Source organism: Nitrospira sp., from assembly GCA_024760545.1.
GTDB lineage: Bacteria > Nitrospirota > Nitrospiria > Nitrospirales > Nitrospiraceae > Nitrospira_D.
Genome location: CP060501.1, coordinates 358,744 through 383,582, shown reverse-complemented (window position 1 = coordinate 383,582; position 24,839 = coordinate 358,744). Strand labels below are relative to the sequence as shown.

The window sequence follows — 24,839 nt, the reverse complement described above, 5'->3', positions numbered from 1 at the left end:
TCGGCCATGCGGCGCCTCTCGATTCGAACCATCTCATCAGTGGGAAAAGCCAAAAGATGTTTTGCTGGACATAAGCGGAAGGCAAAGCAGCACCTGGTCTATCGACCAGCCTCGACGCGCATCGTACCGACCGGTTGGAAGCTAGCCCATGTCGCGGAGGGTATGATCGGGGTTTCGATCGCGCGCGATGGTTTTCATGAGCTGATCGCCGAATAAGACGACGACACGGTCACGCTGGTCCTTCACCACCATCGAGGCTGACGGTGGCTTGAAGGTCGCAAGGTCTCCATCCAGCCAGGCGCTGCACGTAAACGGCAGAGCGTCCAACACGGTTTCAACCCGATACTCATAGCGTAGTCGATATTGAAGCACATCGAACTGTAACCGGCCGACCGCCGCGATCAACGCTTCATCATGGAGACTGCGCATGATTTGGACCGTGCCCTCTTGCGCCATCTGCGACAAGCCCTTGTCGAACGCCTTGCGCTTGCCGACATCCGTCGGTCTGAGACGCGCAAAGATTTCCGGCTGGAACTGCGGCAGCGGTTTGAAATTGAAGCCGCCGGTCGCGGAAACCGTGTCACCGATGGCAAAGACGCCGGGATTGATGATCCCGATGATATCGCCCGGATACGCTTCTTCCACCGTGCTGCGTTCCTGAGCCACCAGACTGTGCGGCCTCGCCAAACGAAGGTCGCGGCCTAGCCGATGATGTTTCACCACCATATCCCGTTCAAAACGTCCGGAACAGACCCGAAGAAATGCCGTGCTGTCGCGATGCTTGGGGTTCATATTGGCTTGCAGCTTGAAAACATAGGCGCTGAACGGCATCTCGATGGGATCAACCGAGAACTCGGTTCCATCTTCGCGGTCCGCAGGCCGCGCGCCGGGACTGGGTGCCAAGGCCACGAATGCGTCGAGAAAGGTTTCAATCCCAAAATTCGTGAGAGCCGACGCGAAAAAGACCGGAGTGACTTCCCCGCGGAGAAACTGCTCCCGCGTGAAGGGGTTTCCGGCGATATCCAAAAGCTCAAGATCATGTTGAACTTGCGCCATCGTCTCTTGGGATACCCGGCCGTTTGAGTGCAGCTCGGCCAGCGGCAGGATGTTCGTGTCCACTTTGGTCGCCCCACCATGCATCGTCTTGCTGAACAACTGCACCCGGCTGTCCTCGCGGGTCACAATACCGACGAAGTCGCTGCCCGACCCGATCGGCCAATTGACGGCGCTGGCGTGAATGTCCAGTGCCTGCTCCACCTCCGTCATCAGGTCCAGCGGCGGGCGCCCCGGCAAATCCATCTTGTTGATCAAGGTCAAGACCGGAATTTTCCGCAAGCGACACACGGCAAAGAGTTTGCGCGTCTGGGTTTCAACGCCTTTGGCCGCATCGATGACCATGATGGCGCTGTCGGCCGCCGTCAGCGTGCGGTAGGTATCTTCAGAAAAATCCTGGTGGCCGGGCGTGTCGAGCAGGTTGATCACGGCTCCTTTGTAGGGAAACTGCATGGCAGACGCCGTGATCGAAATGCCACGCTCCTGCTCCATTCCCATCCAATCCGATGCGGTCGCCTTGCCGCCCTTTCGCCCGCGCACCATCCCGGCGGTTCGGATCAGGCCGGAATAGAGAAGCAATTTTTCGGTCAAGGTCGTCTTGCCCGCATCCGGGTGGCTGATGATGGCGAAGGTTCGCCTTCGCCCGGTGGCGGCGATCAGTTCGCCCTGTAGCGTGGCCTCAGTCGTCATGGTCGAGCAGCATACCACATCAGGTTTGAAAGGAGAGCGCTTTCACGAGGCTGAAGACTCTATGGGATATGCATAACCGGCTCGCTCCAAGGCGCGGCGGACGGCCCCAAGGACCGCCGGCGTATCGGAATGCGGGAGCACCGCCGGCTCCGGAGCGGCGCGAAGTTTGGCGATCAGGTGTTCGGTCTCACCACCTGCCAACTTGTCGCACACCTCGTACAATCCCCCTGGCCCTTCCTCAATGACATTGTGTTTCATCAAGATCGTCTGCAGCGTGGCGATGATACCGGCGGTGGGCGTCGGCATGAGCAAGGCCGCGATCGCACCGTGATCAAGTCGGAGCTTCGCTGCCATCGAAAGCGGCTCTCCGCTGCTGAGTCGCTGAGCCGCCGGCATGAGGATTTTTTCTTCCATGCCGATGTGACGCAGCAGTCCGGCTCTAAACTGATCATAGGCTCCTTGCTTCACCTGTCCCGTGGACGAAACGGCCGACTGAAGCAGCGCCTCCAATCGCCGGTGATCGTCCGTCAGAAAACGGGTCACAGGTCCGGCTAATGTCTCGTCATTCAAAGGCATCTATTCTCTCCGCCGACCAACCGCCGCCGAAAAACAGCGGAAGCCTCAGGTCGTCATGTATAGGAAATATCCATGAACGATTCCGGCAAAAAACACAAGATGTCGAAGGGCCTACGGAAAGCGATCAAGTCAAGCGGACACAAGACGGCTCTCGATTCTCGGTGTGAGTGCTGATGGACAGGAGCCCCTCAATACGCGCTCGCCGCTAATGTGCGCTCTGCGAGGTCTGTGAACTGTCCGACTCTCTGCTGAAGAGCTTGGTGATCAATCTACCGAGGAATGTGGAAAATCCGACAACGATCAGCCCGATGGCTGCGACAACTCCGATGCTGGACCAATGATCGAACATAGTTAGCCCTGTAGTCCTTGCAGGAGGACCGCTGCTATCTGGCATTGTACCCTGTTTGTGTGGAAACGTGCTTCAGTTCCAGCGGGCTTGTAGATAGACCATCACGGCGGCGGCGAAGAGGATGGTGAAGGCGCCGAAGCAGGAGGCTGTGAATGAAAAGGGACCGTACGGCTGAAATCGTAATCGTCGGGTTTGAGGGAACCGCATGAGGCAGAATGTCGTGAACGACGCCCCTGCCCCAATTAATGCCAGCAGAATTTGATCGGAATCCATCAGGCCGACATACTCCCCTGTTTACGTAAGCAGATACGCAAGTCCTGCAGCCCCGACGAACAAGAAAATCAGCCAGCGAAGCAACCCCTCTCTCGCATCAACTTGAGCTTTGAGTATATGGCTCCTCAGGGTAGGTTGAGCTCGCAGATAAGCATGGACTTGATCCTCGGCCTCTTTCAATCCGAGGTTCTGTTCCACCCGAACCAGCTTGACGGCATCGACGATCCGACCCCGCCAGAGAGCGGTCACCGCTGCATGCGGGAGGGTACGGCACGAGGGAGGATCCGCCGATTCATCAGTGATTGCAGGCTGTAAAGATGAGAGAGGCATAGGCTAGAGAACAGCCTATCACCATCAGACGGACCGTCGAAATAAAACCGCAGATTCCCCTTCCCCAAGCGCCTGATCGATTTTCATCTCTTGCTTTGTGTTTTCAAGAACTGGTCATAGAATGCTCGGATATCATGCGTATGCGTCGATTGATTGCTGGCGTACTGGTCACCGTTGCGGCAAGCGCATGGGCTACTGCGGGTTTCGCCCAGACAACCAGAGTCAAGAACGACCTCGTTGGGCCGGTGCGTAGCGTCACGATCAAAAAGGTCGGCTATTCCGCGACGGAAACCTACGATCGGGCCGGACGTCTTGTCGAGACCTTCATCGACCTGGCGCACGCGAACACCTCCACCTATTCGCTCTTCCAGTACGATAAGGAAGGACATCTTCAGGAAGAACTCGCGCTCGACCCCAGCGGAAGACTCATGCAACGAAAGCGGGTCGTGTATGTACAAGACTCGGAGGGGCGAGACACGGCCTCTGTGGCGGTCTCAGATGATGGTCATTTTCAGCATGCCGAGTTTTCTGTGTACGATCAGCGGGGTCATCTCTGGGAGCAGTTATGGGTCAACAGTACCACGGCTTACAAGAGTCTGTTCGACGTATTCGGGCGTCGCATTTATTCCGCCCGCTACAGCAAGGGAGCATTATTCAGCGAACTGAAACACCAGTACGACGAACGGGGACGATTACAAGAACTCGTCAGCTACGGTCCGCAAGGTGCCGTGACCGGTCGTGTGACGAACGCCTATGACGCCGATGGACGGCGCGTGCAAGCCACTACCGAGATATTCAGCGAGGACCAGAAACGAACATGGATCACGACGTATGAGTACGACGATATGGGAAACTGGATCAAAGAAACGACCGCGGAACACTCCCCCGCTTCACACACCACTACCGCTTCCACCGTTCCCATCGTGCAAGAGCGTGCGATCCAGTACTACGCCATTGCCGAGAATAAGGTCCATTAGTTGCTCCTCCTCCGATCGCGCCTCAGTACACAGCTCGCGTGACTTGGATCGGAAGCCTCACCATTGCTGCTTTTGATTTTGCTGGATCAACGCGTCCCGCATCGGTTAACCGGACAGAGGCAATCATGCGCGACACGCGGTGGGATTCGCGTAGCGCATATCTATCCGGTCACCGCAGGAAGTCTTCCCTGTTTAGGATAGTCGCTTAAACGGCGGATGAGTCATGCATCGTACGAGATGCGCACGTCTAACGGGAAGGAGTTACAGCATGTTCCCGTTGATGACGGAACGCGGAGACCGCGATCGTTTTCTCGATGCCGGTAAGACCAGGAACTTTCGAAGCAGCCCACTCGAACTCACTCACGCTCACGTTCTTATGACGATACAGTCTTTGAACAAACGGTCCCCAGAGTGGCTCGAAATAGTCAAACCACCAGCCTGGAGGCGTACAACCCAACCGGTACTCGTCTTGAGGCATATGACTCTCGTGATTCGAGGTGCGATTATCTAATACAAGATGCAGCAATTTGACAGACCTCAAAAAAGAAAAACTCGATCAGCCGATTCTGAGTTATCCACTGATTCCCCAGCCAGCAACACAGCGCAATACATCGTATTCATGGACCAGCAATTCGAGTGCCATGATATAAATACGTTTATTTCCAAGTAGTTTGTGAAATGAAGGTACGAGGCAGGCAACGTGATGTGTGGAAGATCTCCACTATTGTACAATTATAGAACACCGATCTTGACCCGATAAAAGTTCGCTGACATCGGCTACACCCAAAACCGATGAGACAATTCATCCAATTGCCAATGTTTTTTGGGATCCCTCCCCTGCTGAAGCGATTTTGAGTGGAGGTAGGAATTCTAGTTACGTTTCGATCTGTTCTAAAATGGGACAGTCGGCAAGCGATCTGCCGTAAGGACGGAAGACCAATTTTTATAGTGTTTCTAGTTCAACACCACATGGAATACGAACGCTTGTTAGGAGATGCGCACATCTTGGGTCAGGGCTTTTCACACAACATGTTTCAAAATGAAACAGTTCTGCAAGATCGCATGACTTCCCGTGACGAATTGGTTGATTAATGCCCAGACTCAAGGGGCGCACCCGCCGGTGCATATTGAGGCAACACAGCGTCACTCTCTTGCGTGGTAGGTCGCGCGACTCTCGTACGTCCGGCATTACTCACGGACGATGACCGTGTGGTGGCGGGAACAAGTTTTTCGAGCCCATAGGTGCGCAGTTTCCGGTACAGAGTCGAGCGACTCACCTCCAGGTCGCGCGCGATACGGGTCAAATTGCCGCGATGGACGCTGATCGCCCGCACAAGCAACTCCACCTCGATTCGGCGGTGAGCCGTACGCAATGAATCGAGCGCATCTTTTCCTTCCTGTTGAAGAACCTCCGGAGTCAGATCCAAATCCCGCGGCGTAATCTCGTCTCCCTCTCCCATGACCACGGCCCGCCGGACTCGATTACTGAGCTCACGCACGTTGCCAGGCCAGGCATGGGCGCGCATTGCGTCGATGGCCTGGGCTGAATAACCACGGATCGACTTACGATAGATCGCCGCGGCCCGCTTGAGAAAGACCATGGCCATGAGGAGCAAGTCTTCTCCTCGGTCCCGAAGCGGGGGGAGATGAATATGCAACACGCCGAGCCGATAATAGAGGTCCTCCCGAAACCGATTCTGATCGATGGCGGCCTTCAGATCGACATTGGTCGCGGCAATGATTCGGGCATCGACGCGGAGAGTCTCCTGGCCCCCGACTCGCTCAAATGTGCCTCCCTGTAGAAACCGAAGCAACTTGACCTGCAGGGCGGGTAACAAATCACCGACCTCATCCAGAAACAAGGTGCCGCCGGCCGCCGATTCCAATTTACCCTTCTTTTGTTGCACGGCCCCCGTAAAGGCTCCGCGTTCATGGCCGAAGAGTTCGGACTCTAGTAACGTTTCCGGGATGGCTCCGCAATTGATCGGCACGAACGGCCCGTGTTTTCGTTGGCTGCGGGTGTGAATGGCTTGGGCGCTCAGTTCTTTACCCGTCCCGGTCTCACCGGTCAACAGCACGGGCATCTCGGTCGCCGACACTTTTCGGATCAGATCAAAGACGGTGCAGATCGCCGGACTCGTGCCTATCATTTCTTCGCGCTCTTCCACCCACGTCCCTCCAACCACGTTCTAGAAATCGAAGCGCATAGATGAGATGCTCGGCACAATTACGCTATGGTTTCGAGATCCAAGATGATTCGGAACTCAACACACGAACATCCTCATTGTTACGCACACGCCCATGCCAATGCGTTGATGGAACAACCTGCTCAAAATATTGCACTGCATTGCCCTACTCATACGGCTCTATCTTCTAGCATACATGGGCATTACGGCTCTATCCTGAATACTGTACATTTTAAAATTGTTTAGAATCCCCACAAAATCACATGATTTAACAGGATGGTCGCGATAGGGCTCTTAAACAAATAGCACTGTATGCATCTGATAGATAGTGCCTAACGGGCCTATCGTTACTTGATGGTATAGATTCTTTCAGCACTATACGCATATCTGAATACTCGTCTCGCAACCAGCTCTTTATCGGTATGGGGCGGCGGCAGACATTGATTCACGTGTTCCCTGTAGCCGATGATGCGGGCACTATTGAAAGCGGCATCTCCACTGGAGAAACAGCTTTCTCACCGTGCGGCAGACCCGCTATCCTGCCGCCTCACTTTTTTGCTTGGAGAATCGCATGTTCGATTGGATGACCAATTCCGAGATGTGGATCGCCCTGGGCACGCTGACCGCCCTCGAAATTGTCCTTGGGATCGACAACATCATCTTTATTTCCGTCCTCGTCGGCCGGCTTCCCCAGGAGCAACGAAACTTGGCGCGCCGTGTCGGACTGGGACTTGCGATGGTCGCTCGATTGGGCTTGTTATTCTCGATTTCTTTCATGATGGGACTGACGGCTCCCCTGTTCACCGTGCTGAATCAAGCGATTTCTGGACGAGATCTGATCCTCATCCTCGGCGGACTGTTCCTGCTCGCCAAGGCGACGCATGAGATTCACGAAAGCTTGGAAGGCACCGATGAGCACGAGACTTCCTCGGCTCCGACCGGTTTGGGAATGATGTTGTTTCAGATTACACTGCTGGATATCGTCTTCTCGTTGGATTCCGTCATCACGGCCGTCGGCCTGGTGAATGAAGTTTCCGTGATGGCCATCGCGATTGTCGGAGCCGTGCTCGTCATGATGATCGCAGCTCGTCCGATCGGCGAATTCGTCGATGCTCATCCGACGATCAAGATCCTCGCACTCTCATTCCTCATTTTGGTCGGAGTGACACTGATGGTGGAAGGGTTCGATGTGCACGTGCCGAAAGGGTATATTTATTTTGCGATGGCCTTTTCGGTCGCCGTTGAGATGATCAACCTGCGAATCCGTGCGCGCCCTGCATCGCCCCGCAAACTGCATAACCGGTACTCGCGCGGCAACGCGGCCTCGTCTGTCCAAGACCACTGACATGGGACTTATGCCGCCGGTCGGACGGACCGAGTGTCAGGGAGAGCTTCGGGCAGACAACGGTGTCGCCAGTTGCTCGAGCGACCGGCCCTCCGCATTCACTCCCAGCCACAGCTCAATCACGGCGCCGACCAGCATCATGCCGCCGCCCAAGAGATATCCATAAAACACGCTGGTGGCCGATGACTCGACGAGCATCCCATAGAGCCATGGCGCAGCCACGCCGGCCCCTTGCGCGACAATGAAGAAGAACGCGATCGCCATCGCGCGGATCTCCATCGGAAACACCTCGCTCACCGTCAGATAGGCCGCGCTGGCCCCGGCCGACGCAAAAAAGAAGATCGCCGACCAAATCATCATGTGCGTGGTAAGCGTCAAAGACTCCGTCCAAAATAAATATCCGGTCAGACCCAGGAGGATGCCCGCAATGCCGTAAGTGAGGCTGATCATGATCTTACGGCCGACCGTATCGAACAACTGCCCTAACAGCAACGGCCCCATGAAATTGCCGAGCGCGAACGGAAGAATATAGAAGCCGATGTTGCTGCTGAGCACGCCATAATATTTGGTCAGCACCAGCGGATAGGTGAACGACACCGCGTTGTACATGAACGACTGAGTGACCATCAGCCCTATGCCCAAGGCCGTCCGACGCGGATATGACCGGAAGAGTTCCCGAGCAACCGTCCCTATCGTCGCATGAGGATGAGTTCGGAGTGTAATCGAGCCCTGCGGCTCCGTCAGCGATGCTCGTCGATCCTGTGTCACCCGCCGTTCGATCCGGGACACAGTGGCTTCCGCCTCCTGAATCCGACCGTGGGTCATCAGCCAGCGTGGGCTTTCCGGAATGAGGCGCCGCACCATGATGATGGCTACCCCCAGCACGGCGCCGAAGACAAAGCACAGCCGCCAGCCGATGGATTCAGGAAAAATCGCCGGATTCAGCAACAGCAGCGTCAGCAACGCGCCCGCCGCCGCTCCCAGCCACCAGGTCCCGTTGATCGCCAAATCGGTATGGCCTCGATTTCGGGCAGGAATCAATTCGTCGATCGCCGAATTGATGGCGGCGTACTCGCCGCCGATTCCGGCCCCGGTCAAAAACCGGAAGAACATAAAGCTCATGAGGTCCCACGAGAAGGCCGTCAGCACCGTCGCCGCAAGGTAGAGCGCCAGAGTGATCATGAACCATTTTTTTCGGCCTTGACGATCGGTGAGATACGAAAAAATCAGCGCGCCGACGACTGACCCGGCCAAATAGGCGGATGCCGTGAGTCCCACTTCCGATTGGGTGAGATGTAACGCGTCGGGATGAGTCAGCATCGGGCCGAGAGCAGCGACGATGGACACTTCAAGCCCATCGAGCAACCAGGTGACTCCCAGCGCCCCGACAACCAGCCAGTGCCAGCGCGACCAGGGCAATCGATCCATTCGTTGAGGGATATTCGTCGTGATCGGGGGATCGGGATGGACAGGCATTCATCCTCGTAGCACGACAATCGGCGGGAATATCCGACAGGAACGCTCTACCAGCCCAATTGCCAGCTCTGGCCGTCCCGTTCCACGAGAGCATCCGCTTCTTTGGGCCCCCAAGATCCGGCCGTGTAGAAATGCACCGGCCGAGGACCGGCCAAGAGCGGGTCGTAGAGTCGCCAGGCCGTTTCCGTAAATTCCGCAGTGACAAACAGCGTTTGGTCGCCGATCATCACATCGCGCAGCAGCGTCTCATAGGCTTCCGGGAGCTCGCCACCAAATGCCTGGCCATAGTCAAAACGCAACGCCCGATCGGTGAACTTGAACGGCCGTCCCGGAGTTTTCACAGAAAAACAAAGGGAGAATCCTTCACTCGGCTGGAGGGTGATCAGCAGCTTGTTGGGGTTCAGACTGCCCGGCTCCAATGATCGGAAAACTTGAATGGGAGCCGGACGAAAGGTGACGGCCACTTGCGTGATCTTGCGTGGAAGCCGTTTGCCGGTTCTCAGAAAAAACGGCACCCCCCTCCAGCGCCAGTTATGAATCTCTAATTTCAGTGCCACATACGTCTCGGTCGTGGAATCCGGAGACACACCCCGTTCTTCGCGATATCCGGGAATCCGCTGGCCGGCAACGTTCCATTCGGTGTATTGGCCAAAGATCACATCTTGAGGATTGATCGGCTGAATGGAGCGCAAGACTTTGAGTTTTTCGGCTTGAATCTCGGACGCTTCGAAGGAAGTCGGCACCTCCATTCCGACGACGGTGAGGAGCTGTGTCAAATGGTTTTGCAGCATATCGCGAAGCGCGCCGGCCTCCTGATAATACGCCCCTCGATGCTCGACCCCGAGATCCTCGGCGACGGTGATTTCCACACTTTCGACCGTATCGCGATTCCACAGCGATTCGAAAATGGGATTGGCAAAGCGGAAGGCCAGCAAGTTCTGTACGGTCTCCTTGCCCAAGTAATGGTCGATGCGATAAATCTGCGATTCGTCCAGGTGGCGATGCAGAAGGGTATTGAGCGCGCGCGCCGAACGAAAATCGTGACCGAATGGCTTTTCAAAGACCACACGCACCCACCCATGGCTTTTGAGCAACCCGGTTTGATCGAGCAGCTCCACGGTCGAAGGGACGATCGTCGGAGGGAGCGCCAGATAGAAAATCCGATTTTGAGGAAGATTTCGCTCGACTTCGAGACGGGCGATACATTTGGCCAGGGCTTCGTAGTCCGTTACTGTGCCTTCGCGGAGGGTGTGGTAGAGCACATGATCTTCGCACCACTGGCGCAAATCCGGGGCGTTACGGGCGCCGGAACTGCACAGCCCTTCATAGGCCCAGAGACGGAAGGCTTCTTCACTGAGCTCCGGCAACGCGGCGCCGACAATGAGCGTATTTTGCTTTTCCAGCTCGCCGTAGGTGCGTAAGTGAAAGAGCGCAGGCAGGAGTTTCCGCCGCGTGAGATCACCCGTCGCTCCCAGAATGACGAACAAATGCGGCTCGACAGTTCGTTCTTTCATAGCGGTACCGACACGATGGTCGCCCAAGAGGCAGGCGCCATTCTCAAGCTACAATCGATCTCCTCGCCTGTCCACACGCATAACCACTCGTTCTGTATCGATGCAGACGTTACTCTTCGGGCGCCTCGATCGGACCAGCCCATTCCCCGTGAGCCAGCGTGACCTCCTGAAACCCTCCATCGGGCCACTGAAACTGTCCCGCCTCATCCACCAGCACGATAAAAGGTTCGCTTTCATGCGCTTCGCCCCGGAACCAGTACCAGCCCGGCCGAGTCGGCGCCTCCAAGCTCCATTTATAGATCGACATCGTGTCTCCTGGACTCCGCACAGTTTCCTCATTCCTTCCCGGCTTTGATTTTTGGTACAGTCTGCTCAACTCTCTTTGTGACCCTATCACGTCATGCCGACACTTCCAATAGACGATGTGCTGCCGTCGATCCGTCTCGCCTTGGGAGATGGGCCCAATGCGCTGCTCACAGCCCCTCCCGGCGCCGGAAAAACCACTCGCGTTCCACCGGCTCTGCTGGATGAACCCTGGTTGAACGGAAAAAAACTCCTGGTATTGGAACCGAGGCGCTTGGCCGCGCGAGCAGCCGCTCATCGAATGGCGGAGGAGCGGCATGAACAAGTCGGAGACACCGTCGGCTATCGGATACGGCTCGAAACGGCGATCGGACCGAGGACCAGAATCGAAGTGGTCACCGAAGGAGTCCTCACGCGCCTGCTCCATCAGGATCCGTCGCTCGACAGCTATGGCATGGTGCTGTTTGACGAATTCCATGAACGCAGTTTGCAGGCCGATGTGGGATTGGCCCTCTGTCTCGAGGCGCAACGCATCTTTCGTCCGGACCTTCGTCTCTTGGTGATGTCCGCCACATTGGATTGCGGCCCCGTCGGCGAACTCTTGAGCCGCGCACCCCTCATCACATGCGAGGGCCGGATGTTTCCGGTCGAAACCCGCTATCTTGATCAACCGCTCACCGGCCGTGTCGATCTTACCGTGACACAGCTGATCAAGCGATCCTTGATCCAGGATCACGGAAGTCTGTTGGTCTTCCTTCCGGGTATGGCCGATATCCGTCGAGTCGAACGGATGCTGCTGGATGCCAAACTCGGTTCATCAATAGTGATTGCACCCTTGCATGGTGAGCTTCCGCAGGACATGCAAGATGCGGCGATTCGACCGGCCGCTCCAGGACTGCGAAAGATCGTGCTCGCCACATCGATCGCCGAAACCAGTTTGACGATCGACGGAATCCGCGTCGTGATCGACGCGGGCTGGTTGCGCACCCCGCGTTTCGACCCCCGCTCAGGCTTGACCCGATTAAATACCATTCGTGTCGCGAAGGATTCCGCTGAACAACGTCGTGGAAGAGCGGGGCGTCTCGAGCCGGGTATCTGTTATCGCGTATGGACCGAGAAGGAGCAGCGTGCGCTGACAGCCCATCGCCCGCCTGAAATATTGGAAGCCGACCTCGCGCCTCTGATGCTTGACCTCGCCCAGTGGGGCGCCCGGGATCCGTCGGAGTTGTCCTGGCTCACTCCACCGCCGCCCGGAGCAATCGCACAATCCAAGGAATTGCTCACGCGGCTCGGAGCCCTCTCGAGTGAGGGACGTCTCACGGATCATGGGCGGAGCATGGCCGAGCTTCCCCTCCATCCTCGTCTGGCACATATGCTGATCCGAGCAGTCCCGTTGGGTCTTGCACATCTGGCTTGCGATGTGGCGGCCTTGTTGAGTGAGCGCGATATTCTTCATGGACCACGTGAATGGCAGAATGCCGATCTGCGCATCAGGATGGATATCCTTCTGGGACAGCACAATTCCACCGGCCTGACGGTGAACCGCGCAGCGATTGAACGAGTGAAACGAACGGCTCATCTGTGGCGGCGACAGCTCCGCACTCCATCCATGAAGACGGAAAACAGCGGACAGGACCGTTCACAGGCAGTCGGGCTGCTGCTTGCGCTCGCGTATCCCGATCGGATTGCGCAGCGGCAGCCCGGTGATGACGGGCGCTACCGATTAGTCAATGGTCGCGGCGCACGGTTCATGAGACCAGATCCCATCGCGGGGGAATCCTTTCTTGTCATTGCCGACCTGGATGGTGGCGACATGTGGGCCGGCATTAACCTGGCGGCTCCGATTACGCGAGAGGAGATCGAGTCCTTATATCGTGACAAGCTGCTGGTTGAGGAATCGGTGACGTGGGACGACACGAGTGGTGCTGTTCGAGCATCATCCCGTCGGAAGCTAGGGGCCTTGATCCTTGCCGATGAACCACTCGATATAAAAGGAAATGAGTCAATAGTTAAAGTGTTACTTCAAGGCCTTCATAAAGCAGGACTTGAAGTATTAAGATTTTCGCCGGAACTACAGCAATGGCGGGCTCGAGTGATGTGGATCCGAGGCCTCGAAGGCAGTAACTCGGACTGGCCTGATCTTTCTGAGGAAGCACTGCTGGCGACATTGGAGACATGGCTCGGCCCTTACGTAGCCGGGATCACCACGCTCGATCGGGTCAAACGATTGGATCTGACGACACCACTTCAAGCTCTTCTGACCTATGAACAGCACCGTCGCCTTGACCGACTCGCTCCGAGCCATATCACCGTACCGAGCGGCTCTCGCCTCCGTATCGAATACACGCAGTCCGAATCGCCTGTTCTTGCTGTGCGTCTCCAAGAGATGTTCGGTTGCAAGGAGACACCGCGTGTAGCCGACGGGAAAATTCCGCTGACCCTGCATCTCCTCTCGCCCGCCAATCGGCCGGTACAGGTTACCAAAGATCTCGGTGGATTCTGGGCACGTAGCTACCATGATGTCCGCAAGGAGTTGCGGGGCCGATATCCCAAACATCATTGGCCTGAAGACCCATTGCAGGCATCCCCGACGGCCAGGGCAAAACGTAAAATCTGACACCGAATGATCGGCCACCCCGGTGAACGACGGGCTTTGTGGTTAAGCAGCGACGAGGCCGATCCCCTCATCCCATGACATCCCTGGTACAGTTTTTAAGTTTTTCTTGAAGATTGATCGAGGGACCACTAGGGTTCTCCCCTGTAGCTGGCTCTGTGCCGGCAAGGTATAGAAGACAACACCGCACTCACCGGGAGAAACCATGCAGCCGCATCACTGGTTACAAGACAAGATTTCTCATAAAGTGGACAAAATGGGTATTGCCGTTGCGCTTGCAATCCTCATCGGCATCGGCTTGTTCGCAGGAAGCGGAGTCGAGAACAGTGCGGGAGAAGGACCGCCAGCTCGATCGGCCCATATGGCTACCGAACAGATGTCCAATATCGAGAAAACCGGAACCGTACCATATTCGGACAACAGGACCGATCAAAAGCCAGGCGTCAACTCATCACATCGATAAACCCAGATGGCTAACTTTATCGCGCATCCCGAAGTTTATGATCACAACGCAGTGGTGCTCATGGGCTTAGTCAAAGGTGTTCAATTAGTCACCGGTCGAAAAGGCCGACGGAGCTTCAAGTTTCGTCTCGCCGATGGAGTGGGTGCGCTCAAAGTCATCAGCCGGACACGAGTTCACAATGGGGACCGCATTATCGTCGAGGGAATGTTCACCCGTCCTCGGAAAGAGGGTCGATTCATCGTGTATAACGAAGTGACCGCTCGTTCCATACGACCACTCAATCAGCTTCATTCCGACCTGGTTGGATAAACCTCCCCTCTTGCCCCGGTCGCGCGTGCATTCTTCGCCGATTCTTCTTCCACACCATTTCCGTCCCGTCGCCGAATGTCCAAGGCGCTTTCCCAGTTCTCCATTCAGGTGCCTCACGTAACAATAGGTTCAGTTGAAAATACAAAACGGAGGTACTCATGAAAGCAGCACTGTTGTCGATTTTCGTAGCTGGTTTATTGCTGACCGCAGGTGGGGCGGCCTATTCCGCCAATCCGATGGGAGAAAAAGAAGCCTCGCCGACTCTGAAGGAACGTCTGACCAGAGATACGATCAAGGGAACCTTGATGAAGATGGAAGGCGAGTATTACTACATCAAGGACAACGACGGCAAAGAACAACGAATCCATGTCGACAAGAGCACAAAGCTGGATAAAGTGCTGCCGGGCGACGTGGTCAAGGCGTATGTGACCGACCAAGGTCATACGACCACCTTGGAACGTGTGAACTAATTATCGATAACGTCGTCGCTCATGACGGAATGACAACAGAATCAAAAGGAGAGCGTTTATGGCGCGATACGGTAAGCGTGCTCAGAAATCGGTCGAACAGGCGATGCACAAGCGAAAGCAGGGAACACTGAAAAGCGGCAAGAGTGGCAAACGTGTACGCAGCCGCAAACAGGCCATTGCCATCGGACTTTCAGAAGCCAGACGCAAAGGCGCCAAGGTTCCCAAGAAAAGCGCAGCGTAGCCTCGATCGTTGATCGAGCGCACGTCAAGCACTCACAGGGTGACGCGGCTCTGTTCCCAGGTTCGAAATGCCGCCAGATCCTGCGCCATGTTGTGGAGCAGAAACGTCAACACTGCCGCGTCATCGATCAATCCGATCCCGGGAATAAAGTCCGGGATCAAGTCCACCGGGCTCAGCACATAAAGGATGGCTGCCGCCAGCGAGGCAAGGGTGCGCAAGGAGAGTCCTCGGTAGCTTCCATTTTTCCATGCCTTGAGCAGACGAACCAATAATGGAAAGTCGGACCAGAGCCGGCCGATCATGCGGAGCACTTCGAAGAACCTCGTGGATATCTTCATTATTGCCTCCAGAATATGTTTCTCTCGGAAGACACGCCTTGGACGATGTCGTTAAGGATACCAAAGACCCGGCCTTTTTAGAAGTCGGATGGCCATCTGGCTCAGAATGACTCTGCCAGCACACGGTGAAATTTCTTCATCGCCGCAGCGACACCTTCCACATCCTTCTGAACACGGCTGCCCAACACAAAAACAGTATGCTGCCCCAACGACGAACCCAACTCGGCGAGTCGTTCCGGTCCGATTCGTCCACCGACCGCAGGCATCATCGGTTCGAGAGTGCTCAAAGATCGTCGGCAGTGGTCGGCTACCGACAGACAGTCTGCTCGTGTCATCGGATAGTCAGAGCCGAACGCGGGATAGACGGTTACGTCTGCACCGACCAATCGAGGTAAGAGTCCATACAGCACGGCCGGGGCAACCCCGCTCTTATCACGGCTCACGGCCGCACCGAGTAAGGCCGGGTGACTTGCGATAGGCAATGCGAGCCCCTCATCCAAACCGAGCGTCCGCATCGCATCAAAGCCGGTCAAACCCGGAGCCACGAGAAGACCGGTCGCACCGAGGGACTTGGCCCGCGTAGCCCGCCGGCGCATCGTATCCAAGGCCCCGCTGACATGCGCGAAATACAGGCATGATCTCCCTCGCCGTGCGCTTGCTTCTCCAATGGCTTCAGCACAGCGAGCGACCCGTTCTTCGAATGGGCAACAGGGCTGATCGACCAGACTCTGATCGTCCTTGATCATGTCGACGTCGCCCTCCACAAACTGAGCCGCCAATTCCGCCAGTTCTTGCGGGCTCCGACCAAGCGGTTTCAGCACCGCGCAGAGCAGCGGCCGATGGCGGACACCAACCGCCCGTCTGAGACCTTGGATGCCGAACCGCGGTCCGCGCCATGAAGAAAGCAGTCCTTCCGTCATCGAAAATGACAGCAATGTCACGTCTCCGCGAAGACTGCTTGTCCCAAACAACACGTTGAGCAGGTCGGTACAATCACCGCTGAGGAGGTCGGCTCGAAAGCGGATGGTGGCCTCGAATCTGCCATCAGATGTCTGTCGAAGAGCTTCGAGCTGGCCGACGATGATTGACCGGAGAGCCGGAGGCAACAGATGGTCTTCGGCTTCAATCGTTTGGTCGAAACAAATGCGCTCCGCTTCCGCACGGGCCGGCGACTCCGGTCCATCAATCGCATACACAGCGGTAAGAAATTCCGGCGAATCGGAAAATGCGACAGTCATGATGCGGCCTCACTTTCCTGCAGATCGCAACGAGGGTTCACGCTGTATGATGGCTCGTCCGGCCTGACCTCGCCGCCATTCGGTAGAGAAGCAACCCTACTCCCGCGACCACGATCAGCCCGGGCCACCCTCCTAAGGGAGGGGCCGTAAAGATGGCAAACGGATCACCGCTCAGACCAGGCCACAGGGCTGCCAATGCAATCGGCATCGCCAGGATAATACCCATCAGAGCTTCACCGGTGATCAACCCGGCGGCAACGAGCAGCCCCCGTTGAGACATCTGATCGCCACTCCCGGCTTCCCGGTTCGCCAACGCTGCAATCACCCCGCCCAAAACAATAGCGGCCGAGAGTTTCAACGGTAAATAGATCCCCAGCGCCACAGCGAGTACAGGCAAACGAAAGTCGCTCCCACGGCGCTCTTGCCGTCGATCCACCAAGATGACAAGAACGCCGATGACCGCCCCCAATCCGACGAGAGGCCAAGGCAACCCGGCGCCGAATACACTGCGCGTCAGATTGGCCATCAAGGTGGCCTGCGGCGCGCTGAGTGGATGGGGATGCGCCGCCGTCGGTTCGCCGATCCCATACTTGGCCTGCAGTAACGACAGTACCGGCACAAGGACCAGCGCGCCGGTCAGCACGCCGACCACTTGCATCACTTGCTGCTTCCACGGCGTTGCCCCGACCAGATGACCCGTCTTGAGATCTTGGAGATTGTCGCCCCCCATGGCAGCGGCGCAACAAACCACCGCCCCGATCACCAGAGTTGCCGCCGGCCCGGCCGGATGCCCAGGTCCCATGAGTAAGACGAGCAGCAGAGCCGCAACCATGATCGTGGCGATCGTCACGCCTGACACAGGGTTGCTGGAACTTCCGACCAAACCAGCCATATAGGCCGCCACGGATGAGAACAGAAACGCCGCAATCCCCATAACCATGGTCATGATGATGCCGATGATCGGACTACCGACGACTTGCGAATAAATTACAGCCATGGGCAGGAGCGAGAGGCCGAAGGGGACGATGATCCACAAGAATGGCGCATCCTGTTCCGTGCGCAACGATCGCGCATTCCCTTCAGGTGATCCCGACGCGCGATAACTCGTTCGGAGCGTCTGCAGGCTTTTCCAGACCGGTTCGCGCAACTTTGTCAGCGTCCACAACCCTCCGGTCAGCATTGCGCCGATCCCCACGTAGCGGATCTGACCGCTCCAAATCGCCATGGCCGCCGCCAATCCGGTATGATCGGCCGGTAGTCCGTTGATGAGGCCGTAGGCCGGCATCAGGATCAGCCATCCAATGGCTCCGCCTAAAAAGACTACAACTGCCGTCCGCAAACCGATGATGAACCCCACTGCCAGCAGCGCCGGCGAGAGATTGAGGCCGGCATAGAGGACGGTGCGTCCGAGCTGCACCGCTCCTTCCAGCGATTCTGACCACAATCGCAGGCCGCTCTCCCCGAATTTCACCAGACCACCAAGGAACGCGGCGGATAGGAGCGACTGAAAATCCCGCGTCGATTCGCGCGCTCCGGTCCCGCTTCGTTCCGCTGCGCCGACCTTCAAAACTTCAGCCGTCGCGATTCCTTCGGGAAACCGCAATCGCGCCGTGATGATGAGCGCTCGCCGTAGGGGGATGGTGAACAGCACGCCCAGTAATCCGCCGACCGTGGCAATCAGAACGGTCTGCCAATAGTCGAACTCAGACCAATACCCGACCAGCAAAAGCGCGGGGATCGTAAAGATGACGCCGGCGGCCAGCGCCTCCCCGGATGAGGCCGCGGTTTGAACGATGTTGTTTTCCAGAATGTTCGATCGGCGGAACAGCCGCAGAATCGCCATGGAGGCGACGGCGGCTGGAATGGACGCGGACACCGTCATTCCGGCAAATAAGCCCAAATACGCGTTGGCCGCCGCCAGGACGGCCGCCAGGATCACCGACAACACCACCGCTTTGACGGTAATTTCAGGGAGTCTGACCGTAGCGGCGACGACGGGATCCGAATCCTTCATCGTGGTGTCGGTTGCTGGACGGTTTCTGCGGGGATTCCAACCAACAGAAGCGCTGAGGCCTCAGGGATCATCGTGCGTTACGAGAGCGGGTAATCGGCCAGGACCGCCTCAGCAGCCTTACGACCCGAGACGAGTGCTCCATCGAGGGTTCCGCTTTCGCGGTAATCTCCGCACAGGTAGACGCCGGGAGCCACGCGCGCAGATGTCCCGCTCTGTGAAGACGGCAACAGCTCGACCGGTGGCAAGGCACGCGGGATCTGATAGGTTTTGAGATGGCGCCAGTCGTTGACTTGTCGGCCAAACCAGGATCGAAGAACCGTACGCACCGCCTCCGGAAGATCACCGTCGGCCGTACCCGGACGATCCGCCAGAGCCACTGAGATCAAGGCACGGCCCGCTGGTGCGTAGGACGGCGCCGCTTCGCTCAACACACACACCGTCTGAACCAGTTCGTCTCCGTCTCCGTTGACCATCAACCAAGGCTCGCTTCGCGGAGCCGCTGGAGCATCAAAATACACGGTGGTGGATCGGCGCCCGTTTATATGAGACACGCGCTCACCACGTAAACGGGAGGCGGTTTGGTCGTCCGTGGCCACGACCACCGCATCTGCCGTCAGCGTTTCGCCGGATTCCAATACGACCTTCGCCCCCTCAATCTGCCGCACAGGCTGATTCAGACGTACCGCCCCCGCAGGCAACCCCGCCGCGAGTTGTTGCGCAATCGCTCCCATGCCGTCCCGTGGCAGAGCGGTCTTCCCTCGTGAGAATGCGGCCCACACATGCTCGAAGATCCAACAGGGGGTGGTCAATGCGGTTTCCAGAAACACACCGCTGAGGAAAGGATGGAAGAAGCGTGTCAGGATGGAGTCCGAAAAGCCATAGGCCGGTAGCATATCATGGGTCGACTGCGCAGACCCACCAGCCACTGAGCAGAGACGTTGCTGTAACGCGTTCCGGCGAAGTTGCAGCGCCAAGAACTTGTCGGCAAGCGACCCGATCGGGGTGAACAAGATCTGCAGCAAATCCTGTGGTCGCCGGAGGGGATCGCTGACGAGATGGAACCGGCCGCCATAGCGAATGAGCGCTCCGGAATGAAACGGTTTGAGATGCAGGGAAGAATAATCCAGCGTCTTGCGAGCCTCCGGATAACCGGTCAGAAACACCTGGAAGCCGCGGTCAAGCTGGAATCCTTCGAAACGATCCGTCCGAGCGCGGCCGCCGACACCATCCGAGCCCTCAAGGACCGTACAGGCCACACCGGCCTCCGTCAGACGACGCGCACAGACCAGCCCCGCCAGACCCGCACCGATGACGAGCACGTGAGGAGTCGCTGTCATGCTCAGCTATTGTAGTGGGGCGTGATGGAAAAGAAAACCATGCGCTCCTCTCACAAGGCTAATCGCGAAACAATCGCACCGGCACTTTGCGGCCTTTGATGCGCGCGCGGCCGAGGCTCTCGATGATCCCGGAAGCCATGGTTTCCGGAACATCCACGAGGGAAAACCGCTCCTCGATTTCGATGGCCCCGATGACATTGGATGAGACCTTCGCTTCGTTGGCGATGGCTCCCACGAGATCGCCCGGTCGGATGCCCGCCTCACGCCCCGCCCCGACATACACCCGAGCCATGCCGGTCCTGCCACGCCCCATCCGTCCCACCGACTGACGCTCGGTGAACCCGCTGCGAGGCGGGCCGCCAGAGCGGCTGGTATTCCGAATCGGCCGTCCGAATTCAGGCTGTCTGAGGGGGGCCAGAGGAATTTCTTGCTCAGGGCGGTCGCCGCCTTGTGCGCGAATCAGAAGCGTGATCGCCGCCGCCGCGACGTCGGCCGGAGGATGTGCGGCGGAGAGCCGTTCGATGAGGGACCGGAAGGCATCCAGCTGTCCGGCCTGCAAGATGTCCTCCACGGCGGCTTGGACACGATCCAATCGTCTGGCCCGAAGATCAGCCACACTGGGAAGCGGCTGGACAGCAACATGGGCCTTCGTATGCTGTTCGATACTCCGCAGCAGACGCTGTTCGCGAGGGTCGAGGATCGTAATCGCCGCACCTTCGCGGCCGGCTCGACCGGTCCGGCCGATTCGATGCACATAGACTTCGGCCGACGACGGAAGGTCGTAGTTGATCACATGGGACACTTGCGGAATATCCAGGCCGCGCGCCGCCACGTCGGTTGCCACGAGTAATTCGGTTTGCCCGGTTTTGAATGCCTGCATCACACGATCACGCTGCCCTTGGCTCATACCGCCGTGGATGGCCTCGGCTCGATGCCCGCGGCCCGCCAGCATTGCAGTCACCTCATCGACCTCCAGCCTGGTTCGGCAGAAGACCAACGCCGACTTCGCGCCGACCACGTCGATCACTCGGGCCAACGCCGCCGCCCGGTGCGGCCTCGTCACCACATACGCCGTTTGCTGGACCCGCGGAGCCGTGCCGACCTTGACCGGCTCTTTCGCGATCGTAATCTCGACCGGATTATGGAGGTGCCGGTGAGCGATCGAGCGAATCCTCGGGGGCATCGTGGCCGAGAATAAGGCGGTCTGTTTGGTCTTCGGGGTCTGTTCCAGAATCGCGTCCAAATCGTCCGCAAACCCCATGTCGAGCATCTCATCCGCTTCGTCCAAGACAACGACCTTCACATCTTGGAGCTTCAGAGTGCCGCGACGGATATGGTCCAGCGCCCGACCGGGTGTCGCCACGATGACATCGACTCCCCGCTTCAACGCATGCAACTGCGGGCCGATGGCCTGTCCTCCGTAGACAGCCAACACGCTGACCCGCAATTCCTTTCCATACCGCTGGACCGCTTCTCCCACTTGGATCGCCAACTCACGGGTCGGGACGAGCACGAGCGCCGATGGACGCGCCCTCGTTCCATGGCCGATGCGCTGCAGCATCGGCAAGGCAAAGGCGGCGGTCTTGCCCGTCCCAGTGGCCGCCTGCCCGAGCACGTCCTGGCCTGCGAGGAGCGGCGGAACGGCTTCACGCTGGATCGGCGTCGGTTCTTCGTAGCCCAGAGCCTCCAGTGTCGCGAGAAGAGAGGCTTCGAGACCTAACGACGCGAAGCCCGGTGAAAAACCGGTCGCAGTTGGAGCGGCGGATACCGGAGAATGGCCATGTTTCATAAAGTAGACGGCTGCCTTTCTAATAAAGATACGCGAGGCACCGTGCAGAGCGTGACACGATGGTTCGCTGAGGACTCGATGTTACGTGGAATTGAAGCGGCAGCGCAAGGTCGCGCCGAATCCGTAAGCCGCCGATCAGGTATGCGGGCAGTGATGGTATGCGGCGCGCGCTGGTCAGAAATGCATTCGCAGTTCTTCGAATAGGAGACTTCGTGAGGACTCGTTTCCCAAGTCAGCGGGCGGACAGGATATCCGTTACCCGTCCGCCCAGAAAAGGCCGGTGAATCAGACCCGGGGACCTCTTACTCTCACGGCCTCGGTAAGGCCAATTGGCGGACCGGAACCAACTCATCCTGTGCCGGCATGAGCAGCATGATCTGTGCGAGTGCCCGATATGTCGCCTCCAACTCGCGACACCGATCGACGAATCGGCCGGCAGACAACCGAGGAAAATAATCTCGATGCCGCTCGTAGAACAATGCTCGCCGTTTCCAGCGGTCTGCCTTGAAGATGAACAGCCTGGTCGCCAGCTCCAACAGATGTCGGGGTGACAACCGTTTCGGTCCCCGTCTCACAGGTGTGGGAATCAGGGACGTGGATACGGTCAATCCTTTCGTCGCTTCCTTCATGGTGCCCCCTCCTTGTGCTCTCCGCCGAAATGATGGCCCAAGCATTGCGACCGCAGCGCCTCCAGCGCCGACAGCCTCAACTCTCTGGCCTCTGTTTATAATCCAGCAACATGAAAACACGATTAGGAGAACATGAAAAATCATTCATGTAACAAGAAATTGACCATCGCCGGACAATCCAGCACGTGATGCGAAGAATGAGAACCGGGAATTAGTCGGCGCAGGTACAGTCAGGAAGCGGTTCAGTGGCAATGTAGGTCAAGTTGTTGGTGTAGGAGACGAAACCTTTCCGGCGGCCATACAGTGTCAGCACACAGTCTGTTCCCTTGCGATCCACGAAGAAACGGTAATCCGTGCCGGAGGGTGCCGCGATGGCGAAGGGCCTCGGTCCCAGGTCATACGTGGTGAGAGTCGAGACGGTTTTCGTGGCGAGCGCGTCCGCCGCCTCAGGCTTTTCCCCCTCGGCCTTCAGAACCGATGAGAGCTGGCGGCTGAACGAGGCCTTGCAGGGCTCATCCGAAAGATTGGTCACCTTCGCCACCGTAGCACAGCCCAACATCAAGAGGACGATCGGAGCCACGGCCCCAAACCGGAGCGAACGCCGGATGCACAAAGAGATGGAATCCTTTACATGAATCTGCGGCATGATGAAGGTTACCTGGACATCCATCGTATTCCGGGAAGCGACGTCTTGATGACCTCTTCAGTCGGACCCACGAGCGTCATGGCCGGATCATGACGGCTGATCCACAGCCGCCCCAGATGAACGGGAACAAAATACAGAACGAGCGCGAACCCGAACAGGCTCAGGCCCCCCAGTAGGCCGACCATGTCGCCCGCCTGTATGCATCGTTTCCCCAGGATCGCGCTGAATACCGCCGCGCCGACGATCAGTTCCATCATCCACAAAAACTGCGTCAAGGTGAACGTTCCAGGCAAGCACCGGGACCGGGACAAATAGACCCTGCGCGGTTCATTCGCCACTGCCGTCAGGAATCGATGTCCCATGTGGTGCAACACGCAACTGAGCGCAAAGCCCACAAGGCTCTGGACGACGATGGCAATGATAGGCGCATCGGCGACGATGGAAGCAGGGCCGATCATGAAGACGATCGGCGGCGCGTAGATGATGCACCCCACGATATCTTTATAGGTACACGTACGCACAAGATCGCGGCAGCGTTGCGTAAAGGAATCTGGTCTGGGAGTGCCGGAAGGAGAAGCCATCAGGGATTCACTGGATGACGATAGGCGCAGGACATGGTATTCCAAGATGTGTTCGCTGGGCTCAACCGCTATCGGGGTGGTGGTGCGACGCAGCTATGCTTTGAAGGCGGCCACTGCCTCCTCTTCCGTATTGCAGAGCTGAATGTTGCCTCCGTACACACGGTTCAGGAGATTGAAGCCGCTTGCCTCAAGGGCTTGCTTGACCATGCCCTTCGCGGCGGCAATTTTCATCTCACCCTGAACATTGTTGAGCTGTTTATGCGCCAGCATCAGGACCCGTATGCCTCCGCTGCTGATATAGTCGACATCCGCCAGGTTGACGATGACCTTCTTCGCGCCGCCATCGACGACCTTTTTCATTTCTTCAGTCCCGTGTTCGGCGGTCGTGGCCGCGAGGCTGCCGTGCATATTGACGAACGTGATCCCGGCGTTCTCATGGGAAGACACCAACAACGTATGTCGAGTCCCTTGGTCCATTGTGTCGCTCCTTTACTGTAAGAAAACTCCCCTTAGTCGTAACCGCAAAGCTCTTAATGATCCCTTCCGAGGCCGTCGGGCCCATGACGGCTGGAAACGCTTATGCCACAGATCGTCCGATAATATCAACGACGCTGAAAGGTAACCTCGTCCCAGCGAGGAGGTCCTGAGATGCCCGGGATGTTTCCTCCCGGAGAGGCATTAGCCGGCCGCTTGTACCTTCAAGATGGCTTCGTCCAGCGTGGAGGCATGGAGGGCCATGATCATCGCCCCACTCAACTGGAGCACCGTGCGGACGTGGTCGTTCCCATCGCAGAGCACCACTCTCCCGCCTATTCGGGTCATCGCCATCACGGCTTTGAGAATCACGCGCAATCCGATCGATGACACGTATTCTACATTGGAGAGATCGAGCACAATCTGTTTCACTCCGCGTTCAATGTGCTCCATCAGGACACGCTCAACTTCGGGCGCGCCGTTGGTGTCGAACCGGCCTTGGGGGGTGACGATCATTACGGTACCGCTCTGACGTGATACGACAGTCATGTCTCTCCTCCTTCTGTCTTCCTTGACCCTCGCAGGAACCTCCCGGGATGGGTGGTCCTGATCTGATATTGCCGG

At 57.5% G+C, this 24,839-nt stretch carries 27 protein-coding genes; 8 read left to right on the top strand and 19 right to left on the bottom strand.

The window, feature by feature from the left end; genetic code table 11:
- Positions 1-141: 141 nt before the first annotated feature.
- The 4 genes from H8K03_01805 to H8K03_01790 all read right to left on the bottom strand — a co-directional run bounded on the left by H8K03_01805 (position 142) and on the right by H8K03_01790 (position 3,271).
- Positions 142-1,743 carry a peptide chain release factor 3 gene (locus H8K03_01805; protein ID UVT20681.1) on the bottom strand — a complete coding sequence of 534 codons (1,602 nt, stop codon included), beginning with the start codon at positions 1,741-1,743 and terminating at the stop codon, positions 142-144.
- 42 nt (positions 1,744-1,785) lie between these two features.
- A complete protein-coding gene (locus H8K03_01800) occupies positions 1,786-2,319 on the bottom strand; it encodes a hemerythrin domain-containing protein (protein ID UVT20680.1) in 534 nt (177 codons plus the stop codon).
- A 421-nt stretch (positions 2,320-2,740) separates the two neighbouring features.
- Positions 2,741-2,941: a hypothetical protein gene (locus H8K03_01795; protein ID UVT20679.1), complete on the bottom strand. Its 201-nt coding sequence runs from the start codon at positions 2,939-2,941 to the stop codon at positions 2,741-2,743.
- A gap of 21 nt (positions 2,942-2,962) precedes the next feature.
- Positions 2,963-3,271 carry a hypothetical protein gene (locus tag H8K03_01790; GenBank protein ID UVT20678.1) on the bottom strand — a complete coding sequence of 103 codons (309 nt, stop codon included), beginning with the start codon at positions 3,269-3,271 and terminating at the stop codon, positions 2,963-2,965.
- A 140-nt stretch (positions 3,272-3,411) separates the two neighbouring features.
- Between H8K03_01790 and H8K03_01785 the strand changes: the two genes are divergently transcribed.
- A complete protein-coding gene (locus H8K03_01785; protein ID UVT20677.1) occupies positions 3,412-4,248 on the top strand; it encodes a hypothetical protein in 837 nt (278 codons plus the stop codon).
- Positions 4,249-4,495: 247 nt separating this feature from the next.
- On the opposite strand, the gene H8K03_01780 is transcribed toward H8K03_01785, so the two are convergent.
- Complete coding sequence (locus H8K03_01780; protein ID UVT20676.1) at positions 4,496-4,726, bottom strand: hypothetical protein; 231 nt, start codon at positions 4,724-4,726, stop codon at positions 4,496-4,498.
- A gap of 610 nt (positions 4,727-5,336) precedes the next feature.
- Complete coding sequence (locus H8K03_01775; GenBank protein ID UVT20675.1) at positions 5,337-6,416, bottom strand: sigma-54-dependent Fis family transcriptional regulator; 1,080 nt, start codon at positions 6,414-6,416, stop codon at positions 5,337-5,339.
- Between the two features lie 589 nt (positions 6,417-7,005).
- On the opposite strand from H8K03_01775, the gene H8K03_01770 reads away from it, so the two are divergent.
- Positions 7,006-7,779, top strand: coding sequence for a TerC family protein (locus tag H8K03_01770; protein UVT20674.1), 774 nt, complete (start codon positions 7,006-7,008; stop codon positions 7,777-7,779).
- A 36-nt stretch (positions 7,780-7,815) separates the two neighbouring features.
- On the opposite strand, the gene H8K03_01765 is transcribed toward H8K03_01770, so the two are convergent.
- The 3 genes from H8K03_01765 to H8K03_01755 form a co-directional block, all read right to left on the bottom strand.
- Positions 7,816-9,255, bottom strand: coding sequence for an MFS transporter (locus H8K03_01765; GenBank protein UVT20673.1), 1,440 nt, complete (start codon positions 9,253-9,255; stop codon positions 7,816-7,818).
- 47 nt (positions 9,256-9,302) lie between these two features.
- The gene (gene zwf / locus H8K03_01760; protein UVT20672.1) at positions 9,303-10,769 is read right to left on the bottom strand and encodes a glucose-6-phosphate dehydrogenase; all 1,467 of its coding nucleotides are present in this window, start codon (positions 10,767-10,769) and stop codon (positions 9,303-9,305) included.
- A 109-nt stretch (positions 10,770-10,878) separates the two neighbouring features.
- Complete coding sequence (locus tag H8K03_01755) at positions 10,879-11,076, bottom strand: hypothetical protein (protein UVT20671.1); 198 nt, start codon at positions 11,074-11,076, stop codon at positions 10,879-10,881.
- 93 nt (positions 11,077-11,169) lie between these two features.
- Here H8K03_01755 and hrpB point away from each other — a divergent pair, with 93 nt between their 5' ends.
- The 5 genes from hrpB to H8K03_01730 all read left to right on the top strand — a co-directional run bounded on the left by hrpB (position 11,170) and on the right by H8K03_01730 (position 15,169).
- Entirely contained in the window at positions 11,170-13,689 is a 2,520-nt protein-coding gene (gene hrpB, locus H8K03_01750; protein ID UVT20670.1) for an ATP-dependent helicase HrpB, read from the top strand.
- Positions 13,690-13,891: 202 nt separating this feature from the next.
- Positions 13,892-14,149: a hypothetical protein gene (locus H8K03_01745; GenBank protein UVT20669.1), complete on the top strand. Its 258-nt coding sequence runs from the start codon at positions 13,892-13,894 to the stop codon at positions 14,147-14,149.
- A 6-nt stretch (positions 14,150-14,155) separates the two neighbouring features.
- Entirely contained in the window at positions 14,156-14,458 is a 303-nt protein-coding gene (locus tag H8K03_01740; protein UVT20668.1) for a hypothetical protein, read from the top strand.
- Positions 14,459-14,616: 158 nt separating this feature from the next.
- On the top strand, positions 14,617-14,928 hold the full coding sequence (locus H8K03_01735) for a hypothetical protein (protein ID UVT20667.1): 312 nt from the start codon (positions 14,617-14,619) through the stop codon (positions 14,926-14,928).
- A 58-nt stretch (positions 14,929-14,986) separates the two neighbouring features.
- Positions 14,987-15,169, top strand: coding sequence for a hypothetical protein (locus H8K03_01730; GenBank protein UVT20666.1), 183 nt, complete (start codon positions 14,987-14,989; stop codon positions 15,167-15,169).
- Between the two features lie 32 nt (positions 15,170-15,201).
- Here H8K03_01730 and H8K03_01725 read toward each other — a convergent pair whose 3' ends face one another.
- The 5 genes from H8K03_01725 to H8K03_01705 form a co-directional block, all read right to left on the bottom strand.
- On the bottom strand, positions 15,202-15,507 hold the full coding sequence (locus H8K03_01725; protein ID UVT20665.1) for a DUF1232 domain-containing protein: 306 nt from the start codon (positions 15,505-15,507) through the stop codon (positions 15,202-15,204).
- Between the two features lie 101 nt (positions 15,508-15,608).
- The gene (locus tag H8K03_01720) at positions 15,609-16,745 is read right to left on the bottom strand and encodes a ribulose 1,5-bisphosphate carboxylase large subunit (protein UVT20664.1); all 1,137 of its coding nucleotides are present in this window, start codon (positions 16,743-16,745) and stop codon (positions 15,609-15,611) included.
- 37 nt (positions 16,746-16,782) lie between these two features.
- Positions 16,783-18,759 (bottom strand): oligopeptide transporter, OPT family, encoded by a 1,977-nt coding sequence (locus H8K03_01715; GenBank protein UVT20663.1) that lies wholly within the window; start codon positions 18,757-18,759, stop codon positions 16,783-16,785.
- Positions 18,760-18,836: 77 nt separating this feature from the next.
- Positions 18,837-20,096: an FAD-dependent oxidoreductase gene (locus tag H8K03_01710; GenBank protein ID UVT20662.1), complete on the bottom strand. Its 1,260-nt coding sequence runs from the start codon at positions 20,094-20,096 to the stop codon at positions 18,837-18,839.
- A 58-nt stretch (positions 20,097-20,154) separates the two neighbouring features.
- A complete protein-coding gene (locus tag H8K03_01705; GenBank protein ID UVT20661.1) occupies positions 20,155-21,885 on the bottom strand; it encodes a DEAD/DEAH box helicase in 1,731 nt (576 codons plus the stop codon).
- Between H8K03_01705 and H8K03_01700 the strand changes: the two genes are divergently transcribed.
- Positions 21,877-22,089, top strand: a complete 213-nt coding sequence (locus H8K03_01700) for a hypothetical protein (GenBank protein ID UVT20660.1) — start codon at positions 21,877-21,879, stop codon at positions 22,087-22,089. The genes H8K03_01705 and H8K03_01700 overlap by 9 nt on opposite strands.
- 104 nt (positions 22,090-22,193) lie before the next feature.
- On the opposite strand, the gene H8K03_01695 is transcribed toward H8K03_01700, so the two are convergent.
- The 5 genes from H8K03_01695 to H8K03_01675 all read right to left on the bottom strand — a co-directional run bounded on the left by H8K03_01695 (position 22,194) and on the right by H8K03_01675 (position 24,764).
- The gene (locus H8K03_01695) at positions 22,194-22,514 is read right to left on the bottom strand and encodes a hypothetical protein (GenBank protein ID UVT20659.1); all 321 of its coding nucleotides are present in this window, start codon (positions 22,512-22,514) and stop codon (positions 22,194-22,196) included.
- Between the two features lie 211 nt (positions 22,515-22,725).
- On the bottom strand, positions 22,726-23,160 hold the full coding sequence (locus tag H8K03_01690; GenBank protein UVT20658.1) for a hypothetical protein: 435 nt from the start codon (positions 23,158-23,160) through the stop codon (positions 22,726-22,728).
- Positions 23,161-23,168: 8 nt separating this feature from the next.
- Positions 23,169-23,741: a hypothetical protein gene (locus tag H8K03_01685; GenBank protein ID UVT20657.1), complete on the bottom strand. Its 573-nt coding sequence runs from the start codon at positions 23,739-23,741 to the stop codon at positions 23,169-23,171.
- A 93-nt stretch (positions 23,742-23,834) separates the two neighbouring features.
- The gene (locus H8K03_01680; protein UVT20656.1) at positions 23,835-24,218 is read right to left on the bottom strand and encodes an STAS domain-containing protein; all 384 of its coding nucleotides are present in this window, start codon (positions 24,216-24,218) and stop codon (positions 23,835-23,837) included.
- A 201-nt stretch (positions 24,219-24,419) separates the two neighbouring features.
- The gene (locus H8K03_01675; GenBank protein ID UVT20655.1) at positions 24,420-24,764 is read right to left on the bottom strand and encodes an STAS domain-containing protein; all 345 of its coding nucleotides are present in this window, start codon (positions 24,762-24,764) and stop codon (positions 24,420-24,422) included.
- Between the last annotated feature and the right edge of the window lie 75 nt (positions 24,765-24,839).

What these genes read in the sequence shown, in the direction of transcription:
- H8K03_01805 (UVT20681.1), bottom strand. Translation starts at nt 1,743, where the DNA reads ATGACGACTGAGGCCACGCTACAGGGCGAACTGATCGCCGCCACCGGG.
- H8K03_01800 (UVT20680.1), bottom strand. Translation starts at nt 2,319, where the DNA reads ATGCCTTTGAATGACGAGACATTAGCCGGACCTGTGACCCGTTTTCTG.
- H8K03_01795 (UVT20679.1), bottom strand. Translation starts at nt 2,941, where the DNA reads ATGGATTCCGATCAAATTCTGCTGGCATTAATTGGGGCAGGGGCGTCG.
- H8K03_01790 (UVT20678.1), bottom strand. Translation starts at nt 3,271, where the DNA reads ATGCCTCTCTCATCTTTACAGCCTGCAATCACTGATGAATCGGCGGAT.
- H8K03_01785 (UVT20677.1), top strand. Translation starts at nt 3,412, where the DNA reads ATGCGTCGATTGATTGCTGGCGTACTGGTCACCGTTGCGGCAAGCGCA.
- H8K03_01780 (UVT20676.1), bottom strand. Translation starts at nt 4,726, where the DNA reads ATGCCTCAAGACGAGTACCGGTTGGGTTGTACGCCTCCAGGCTGGTGG.
- H8K03_01770 (UVT20674.1), top strand. Translation starts at nt 7,006, where the DNA reads ATGTTCGATTGGATGACCAATTCCGAGATGTGGATCGCCCTGGGCACG.
- H8K03_01765 (UVT20673.1), bottom strand. Translation starts at nt 9,255, where the DNA reads ATGCCTGTCCATCCCGATCCCCCGATCACGACGAATATCCCTCAACGA.
- zwf (UVT20672.1), bottom strand. Translation starts at nt 10,769, where the DNA reads ATGAAAGAACGAACTGTCGAGCCGCATTTGTTCGTCATTCTGGGAGCG.
- H8K03_01755 (UVT20671.1), bottom strand. Translation starts at nt 11,076, where the DNA reads ATGTCGATCTATAAATGGAGCTTGGAGGCGCCGACTCGGCCGGGCTGG.
- hrpB (UVT20670.1), top strand. Translation starts at nt 11,170, where the DNA reads ATGCCGACACTTCCAATAGACGATGTGCTGCCGTCGATCCGTCTCGCC.
- H8K03_01745 (UVT20669.1), top strand. Translation starts at nt 13,892, where the DNA reads ATGCAGCCGCATCACTGGTTACAAGACAAGATTTCTCATAAAGTGGAC.
- H8K03_01740 (UVT20668.1), top strand. Translation starts at nt 14,156, where the DNA reads ATGGCTAACTTTATCGCGCATCCCGAAGTTTATGATCACAACGCAGTG.
- H8K03_01735 (UVT20667.1), top strand. Translation starts at nt 14,617, where the DNA reads ATGAAAGCAGCACTGTTGTCGATTTTCGTAGCTGGTTTATTGCTGACC.
- H8K03_01730 (UVT20666.1), top strand. Translation starts at nt 14,987, where the DNA reads ATGGCGCGATACGGTAAGCGTGCTCAGAAATCGGTCGAACAGGCGATG.
- H8K03_01725 (UVT20665.1), bottom strand. Translation starts at nt 15,507, where the DNA reads ATGAAGATATCCACGAGGTTCTTCGAAGTGCTCCGCATGATCGGCCGG.
- H8K03_01720 (UVT20664.1), bottom strand. Translation starts at nt 16,745, where the DNA reads ATGACTGTCGCATTTTCCGATTCGCCGGAATTTCTTACCGCTGTGTAT.
- H8K03_01715 (UVT20663.1), bottom strand. Translation starts at nt 18,759, where the DNA reads ATGAAGGATTCGGATCCCGTCGTCGCCGCTACGGTCAGACTCCCTGAA.
- H8K03_01710 (UVT20662.1), bottom strand. Translation starts at nt 20,096, where the DNA reads ATGACAGCGACTCCTCACGTGCTCGTCATCGGTGCGGGTCTGGCGGGG.
- H8K03_01700 (UVT20660.1), top strand. Translation starts at nt 21,877, where the DNA reads ATGTTTCATAAAGTAGACGGCTGCCTTTCTAATAAAGATACGCGAGGC.
- H8K03_01705 (UVT20661.1), bottom strand. Translation starts at nt 21,885, where the DNA reads ATGAAACATGGCCATTCTCCGGTATCCGCCGCTCCAACTGCGACCGGT.
- H8K03_01695 (UVT20659.1), bottom strand. Translation starts at nt 22,514, where the DNA reads ATGAAGGAAGCGACGAAAGGATTGACCGTATCCACGTCCCTGATTCCC.
- H8K03_01690 (UVT20658.1), bottom strand. Translation starts at nt 23,160, where the DNA reads ATGCCGCAGATTCATGTAAAGGATTCCATCTCTTTGTGCATCCGGCGT.
- H8K03_01685 (UVT20657.1), bottom strand. Translation starts at nt 23,741, where the DNA reads ATGGCTTCTCCTTCCGGCACTCCCAGACCAGATTCCTTTACGCAACGC.
- H8K03_01680 (UVT20656.1), bottom strand. Translation starts at nt 24,218, where the DNA reads ATGGACCAAGGGACTCGACATACGTTGTTGGTGTCTTCCCATGAGAAC.
- H8K03_01675 (UVT20655.1), bottom strand. Translation starts at nt 24,764, where the DNA reads ATGACTGTCGTATCACGTCAGAGCGGTACCGTAATGATCGTCACCCCC.